The organism is Candidatus Thermoplasmatota archaeon (assembly GCA_034660695.1).
Classification (GTDB): domain Archaea; phylum Thermoplasmatota; class E2; order UBA202; family DSCA01; genus JAYEJS01.
Map to the genome: position 1 here is coordinate 1 of JAYEJS010000124.1, position 5,041 is coordinate 5,041.

Below are 5,041 nucleotides of genomic sequence, written 5' to 3' on the forward strand. Positions count from 1 at the left end.
CATTACCACAGGTGCGAAGGGAGATGCTGCGTATCTATGTCAGGAGAGTACTCGAACGCAGACTAAAGATTACTCCAGAAGAAGCAGATGCTGTTCTAAAGGATATACCGTTTCTTATTCCGGATTAAATATCCAAATGCTGGATTATTATACTCCACGCTAAAATGGGAGAGTGATTCATAGGTAAAATGCTGTCGTTTTACAGGAATTTATGACCTACATGTAAAAAATAGTTTCATTTGATGATTTTTGGTCAACCATATTAATGAATTGTATATGCTCTGGATAACAAACTGAAATATACTGCTCAATTTCCAGAGAAATGGTCATCAACTAACAAAGTAGCATTAACTGCATAGCTGTCATCACTTTCCTCTCCACCAAATGTTTTATTCCATTCCTCATTGCCATAAGCATCTGTCTTTATTAGCCAGATATCGGATTTACCGGCACCATACGAGTAAGTATACCCAGCAAGAATGTATCCTCCATCAGAGGTCTGTTCTACGGATAAGCAAGAATCAGTTTCTCTTCCTCCAAAGGTTTTCATCCATTTTTCTCCATCACCCGAGATATGAAGAAGATTTTTCACATTCATACTTTTTACTGATGACCCTGCAGCGGGCAAAATAAAAAGCATAGCAATCATCAAACAAAATAAACTTTTTTTCCATATCACTTTTCTCATACTTTTTTGCCTCCGCACTACTAAATTGGCCAGTAATTTATAAAATTATTTGTCTATGACTTTGCCAAGTTATGAATGGCAATGCTAATGTTTCTCAAACAATTTTTCCAATTTTTTGATATCGTAAGTGTTTATCACATCCTTTTTTTCTGCCCATCCCCTTCTGGCAACTGCAACCCCAAGATCTATGTAATGGAGATTACTCCGGTTATGTGCGTCAGTTCCTATTGACAATTTCACTCCCCTTTCAACCGCCTTTTTCGAATGTATATCGCTAAGATCCAGTCTGGTTGGCTGAGCATTTATCTCCATTACAACATCATTTTCTTTGGCTGCATCAAGCATTTTTTCCAAATCAAGTTTTATTTCTTCTCTCTTTTGAATCATACGCCCCGTTGGATGGGCTATTATGTTGACAACATCATTTTCTATTGCATTTATCAACCGGGCAGTCATTTCCCCTTCGAGCATTCTAAAGCTGGAATGAATACCTGCTACAACAACATCAACATCTTTCAATATACTTTTATCCATATCGAGATTGCCATCTTTCATAATATTTACTTCCACCCCGTAAAGCACATGGATGCCGTCATTTTTCTCATTTATTTTTTCAACATCCTTCATCTGCTCTCTAATTTTATTTTCATCCATCCCTCCAGCTATCTTCAGCGTTCCCACATGATCAGTTATGGCAATAAATTCATGCCCTATTTTTCTCGCTTCATCCACCATCTCTTCTATTGTATTTGCCCCATCGCTCCATTTTGTATGCATCTGTAAATCGCCTTTTATGTCCTTGTAATCAATAAGATTAGGAAGATTTCCCCTCATTGCAGCTTCCACTTCCCCCCTGTTTTCCCTTAACTCGGGGGGTATGTAATCTATTCCAAGCGCTCTGTATATCTCCTCCTCAGTTGCTCCTGCGATTCTCCTCTGTTTATCAAAAAGCCCGTATTCATTTAATTTATAACCCTTTTTGACTGCAATTTTTCTCACTTCTATATTGTGCTCCTTGCTCCCAGTAAAATACTGCAGGGCCGAACCGAAACTTTCCTTCTCGACAATCCTCAAGTCCACCTGTACACCACTTTCAAGGCGGACGGAAGATTTTGTCTCGCCTTTAGCAATCACCGTTTCCACATTTTTCATACCTGTAAAAAAATCCATTATTTTTACGGGTTGGGAAGAAACTGCCAGTATATCTACATCCCCTATCGTCTCCTTCATCCTTCTTATAGAACCGGCGATACTTATTTTATCAACTTTTTCTTCAAGCAATTCTTTTATTGCTGTTGCTTCGGGAAGAATAAAGCCCAATAAACCCCTTTTCCCTTTTCCTCTTGCAAATTCTATATTTTTAAGTAATTTTTCTTCCGTTTTTTCTCCCATCCCTTTTATATTTCGTATTTTTCCGTCTCTTAGGGCCTTCTCAAGTTCATCCAAATTTTTTATTCCCAACTCCTTGTATAAATTTTTTATTGTTTTCGGCCCCATGCCTTCAACAGAGGACAATCCATCTATGTCAACAGGTATTTCCTCCTTCAATTTCTCATAATATTTTAATGAGCCCGTCTCCAGTAACTCTCTTATTTTCTCAGCTATATTTTTCCCAACGCCAGGTATTTTTTCCAACTCCCCCCTTTTATATATTTTCTCTATGTCCTCCGGCAGAGACTCTATATTCTGTGCCGCCTTCCTATATGCACGTGGCTTGAACTGCACATCCTTTATTTCCAGGAAGTTTGCTATCTTGTATAATATTTCCGCTATCTCCTTATTTTTCATGGCCTACCTACCATTGGATTCTGAAAATTTCATCATAACCACATCTCGGACATGGATATCGTTTATCCCTCATATATCCGCATTTAGGACATCTCTCCATATATATTCAACAAAATCTTTATTATATGATTTTTGGTTTAGGAGGAAGATGGGAAATATTTTCGTAATACAAAAACACTACTCGTCTCACTTTCATTATGACCTGCGGCTTGAAATGCACGGCACTCTGAAAAGCTGGGCCATTCCCAAAGGGCTGCCGGAAAAAATAGGAATAAAAAGGCTTGCAATGGAAACAGAAAACCACGAAATGAGTTATGCAACTTTTGAAGGCGAAATTCCTGAAGGGACATATGGCGCGGGTATGATAAAAATATGGGATTCTGGTGTGTACGAAATGGAAGAATACGAGAAAGACAAAATTGTTTTTCGATTGAAAGGGAAAAAAATTCAGGGAGAATACTGCATGGAAAAGATAAGAGAGAAGAGATGGCTGATTTTTAGGCGATAAAATGGACATTGTTGATATATTGAGAAAGGAATATCCGGACATAAAAAGAACCGCACTCAATCACTCTAACCCCCTTGAATTGCTTGTGGCGACCATACTTTCCGCCCAGACAATGGATAAGAGGGTGAATATAGTTACGGAGAATTTATTTTCAAAATTTAAGAATGCAAATGATTATGCCACTGCCGACATTGATGAACTTCGCGAGGCGATAAAAAGCGTGAATTTTTACAGGAATAAAGCCCGATATATCAAAGAATCCTGCATCCTTGTGGTAAAAAAATACGGAGGAAAAATCCCTGATTCCATGGAAAAACTTGTGGAATTGCCGGGTGTTAACAGAAAAACGGCAAATGTTGTTCTTTCAAATGCATTTGGAAAAAATGAAGGCGTTACAGTGGACACACATGTAATGCGGCTGTCACAGAGATTGGGGCTCACGGGGGAAAAGAGAAGGGAAAAAATCGAGAGGGATTTGATGAACAGCTTTCAAAAGGAGAAATGGTTTGATCTGTCCAATCTTCTGATAGCCCATGGAAGAAGAATCTGCAGGGCAAGGAATCCGTTATGCGAGAAATGCGTTTTGAGGGAAAAATGTGATTATCACAAACATAATGCCGGACAAGGATAATTTTACAAAAGAAGCTTGATAACATCTACCACAAGCTCAACTTCCAAGATAAAACGCAGAAGCAGAAGGCACTAAATTGATAATATTCACATCTATTTTATCTACTGCCGCTGCTCCTGCATTTCCATAGTATGCCCCTGCAGTTATTACACCCGGTAACCCAACCCCAAATCTCCTGCATTTCCATTCGTAAGGAGGATTGTATACCACTGCACGTGGCTCGTACTCATAAACATTATAGCCAGTGAAATAAAATCCCACCCTATCTATTTTAGCTGAATCATTTGAGTCAACAACTACAGTAACTCCCCTTATTGCCATTGTTTTGTCGTATGGCATTATTTCTCTATCAAATATATAGAGATAATTTTCTTTTGGTCTAACTATTTTTATTTCTGGGGGGAAATAATCTTCGCATTTTATAAGCCAAGCCACTATCCTGTGTTCTGAAAAAAACTTTGTTTCTGTATCTCCAGCCATCACATAGCTACCATTTAATATCGCCACCGAAAATACTCCATCTGCTCCCATTCCTCCAAAACTTTTATTCCATATTTCATTTCCATTAGCGTCTACTTTCAAAAGCCATGCATCAAAGTCTCCGACGCTATATGTATGTGTGCCTCCAGCCAGGATATATCCCTCTTCTGTTTTTTTGAAATCATATACATGATCGCTGTCTTGTCCACCATATTTTTCGCTCCATATCTCATTTCCATCCTTATCCACTTTAATGAGATATGCATCACCCCACTCTGTGGGAGTAGACAAAGTATAACCAGCGATCATATATCCATCATCTATTCCAATTACATAAGCATTGTATTCAAAATCCCACCATCCATACGTTTTGTTCCATACCTCATTTCCGTCCTTATCTATTTTGACAAGTCAGGTATCCCACCCTCCATAAGTTGTATAGGAATAAGTTATTCCTGAAATTAAATACCCATCCTCTATTTCTATTATGTCATCTCCAAACTCTGTTTTATTTCCTCCAAGAACCTTATACCACTGTAACTCCCCTTTTCCATCTGTTTTTACTACCAATATATCTGGATCACCTAGGGTATTGAATGAATATGTATATCCTACTATTGCATATCCCCCATCATTGGTTTGTATAATTTTTTCTGCAATATCATCCCCCTTTCCTCCAAAACTTTTATTCCATATTTCATTTCCATTTCGGTCTGTCTTTATTAACCAGAAATCATAATCCATCTCACTCCAATGTTGTGTACTTCCCACAATCATATATCCCTCTTTCAATTCAATTACACTATACGCCTCATCATTTCCCATTCCTCCAAAACTTTTATTCCATATTTCATTTCCATTAGCATCTACTTTCAAAAGCCAAGCATCCCATGTATCTCCTGATAGTGGTGCGGTAACCCCAACAACGATGAATCCTCCATTACCT

6 protein-coding genes are annotated in these 5,041 nt (G+C 38.2%); 2 read left to right on the top strand and 4 right to left on the bottom strand.

Annotated features, from left to right (window positions below):
* Window positions 1-307: 307 nt before the first annotated feature.
* Entirely contained in the window at window positions 308-688 is a 381-nt protein-coding gene (locus U9O96_06360) for a hypothetical protein (GenBank protein ID MEA2054713.1), read from the bottom strand.
* 84 nt (window positions 689-772) lie between these two features.
* Window positions 773-2,476, bottom strand: coding sequence for a DNA polymerase/3'-5' exonuclease PolX (polX, locus tag U9O96_06365; protein ID MEA2054714.1), 1,704 nt, complete (start codon window positions 2,474-2,476; stop codon window positions 773-775).
* Window positions 2,477-2,624: 148 nt separating this feature from the next.
* On the opposite strand from polX, the gene U9O96_06370 reads away from it, so the two are divergent.
* Window positions 2,625-2,984 (top strand): DNA polymerase ligase N-terminal domain-containing protein, encoded by a 360-nt coding sequence (locus U9O96_06370; GenBank protein ID MEA2054715.1) that lies wholly within the window; start codon window positions 2,625-2,627, stop codon window positions 2,982-2,984.
* Window position 2,985: 1 nt separating this feature from the next.
* The gene (gene nth / locus U9O96_06375; protein MEA2054716.1) at window positions 2,986-3,615 is read left to right on the top strand and encodes an endonuclease III; all 630 of its coding nucleotides are present in this window, start codon (window positions 2,986-2,988) and stop codon (window positions 3,613-3,615) included.
* Window positions 3,616-3,651: 36 nt separating this feature from the next.
* Here nth and U9O96_06380 read toward each other — a convergent pair whose 3' ends face one another.
* Window positions 3,652-4,404: a hypothetical protein gene (locus U9O96_06380; protein MEA2054717.1), complete on the bottom strand. Its 753-nt coding sequence runs from the start codon at window positions 4,402-4,404 to the stop codon at window positions 3,652-3,654.
* Window positions 4,405-4,506: 102 nt separating this feature from the next.
* Window positions 4,507-5,041, bottom strand: a 535-nt coding sequence (locus U9O96_06385) for a hypothetical protein (protein MEA2054718.1), incomplete at its 5' end; no start/stop codon positions are given.